The organism is Candidatus Protochlamydia sp. W-9, from assembly GCF_001950615.1.
Lineage (GTDB): Bacteria > Chlamydiota > Chlamydiia > Chlamydiales > Parachlamydiaceae > Protochlamydia > Protochlamydia amoebophila.
Genome location: NZ_BCPZ01000187.1, coordinates 1 through 1,473 on the forward strand (window position 1 = coordinate 1; position 1,473 = coordinate 1,473).

1 pseudogene is annotated in these 1,473 nt (G+C 37.6%); it reads left to right on the forward strand.

The window, feature by feature from the left end:
• A pseudogene (locus BU804_RS14760) lies at positions 1 to 1,473 on the forward strand (hypothetical protein); the annotation flags it as partial.

The window sequence follows — 1,473 nt, forward strand, 5'->3', positions numbered from 1 at the left end:
ATTCTTATTTTCGATCAAACAATTATTTAAAATTTTCTGAACGAATTGGTTTGCTGTGTAAAACAATTTTTCAGAGCTTCCTCAACTTATTCTTTAATTATCTCAGAAAAGAGCAGCTTCAGTCTCAATGGAGAGAAATTTTTTGGGGGCAAAAAGAAATTACGATTCCCGAATTTATTGCAAGCCGCCTCGCATCATCTGATATATCGTTAACAAGTTCGGGTCAAACTCTATGTGATGCCCCTCCTTTTTCAACAAGGACGCGCACTCAGGAAACTATGGATAAACTTGAGGATGAAAACAAGCTTTTATTAAATCCTTTAGCTAACCTAGAAGAATTAAATGCTTTAGAGGACACTTCCCCAAAGAAAATTGAGTCATCCACACAACCTTCAGTTTGTTTCTCTTCACCCCAAGAACTTATAAGGACGCGCACTCAGGAAACTATGGGTAATCTTGAGGATGAAAACAGGCCTTTATTAAGTCCCTTAACTGACCCAGAAGAATTAAATGCTTTAGAAGACACTTCCCCAAAGAAAGTTGAGTCATCCACACAACCTTCAGGCTTTTTCTCTTCACCTCAGGAACTTAGACGAACGCGCACTCAGGAAACTATGGATAATCTTGAGGATGAAAACAAGCTTTTATTAAATCCTTTAGCTAACCTAGAAGAATTAAATGCTTTAGAGGACACTTCCCCAAAGAAAATTGAGTCATCCACACAACCTTCAGTTTGTTTCTCTTCACCCCAAGAACTTAGAAGGACGCGCACTCAGGAAACTATGGATAAACTTGAGGATGAAAACAAGCTTTTATTAAATCCTTTAGCTGACCCAGAAGAATTAAATGCTTTAAAAGGCACTTCTCCAAAGAAAGTTGAGTCCTCCACACAACCTTCAGTTTGTTTCTCTTCACCTCAGGAACTTAGAAGAACGCGCACTCAGGAAACTATGGATAATCTTGAGGATGAAAACAAGCCTTTATTAAATCCTTTAACTAACCCAGAAGAATTAAATGCTTTAAAAGGCACTTCTCCAAAGGAAATTGAGTCCTCCACACAACCTTCAGGCTTTTTCTCTTCACCTCAGGAACTTAGAAGAACGCGCACTCAGGAAACTATGGATAATCTTGAGGATGAAAACAAGCCTTTATTAAATCCTTTAACTAACCCAGAAGAATTAAATGCTTTAAAGGACACTTCCTCAAAGAAAATAAAATCATTTACAACTCCACAATCTTCGGATCTTTTCTCTTCATCCCAGGAATTTAAACTGAGATTTCAGGATGGAACTTCACTAAACATCCCCTATTCTCAACTAGCTTTGTTAAGGGAAGAATCGCCCTATTTTAAAAGTCTTTGGTCGGGAAATTTTCGAGAAACCCTTCAAAATCCTCTTGCTTTAACGCAAAAAGAGTTTACTCATCTGCTCGATTGCCTGGAATATTCTATTTCTTTTGTTCCTTTGGAAGATA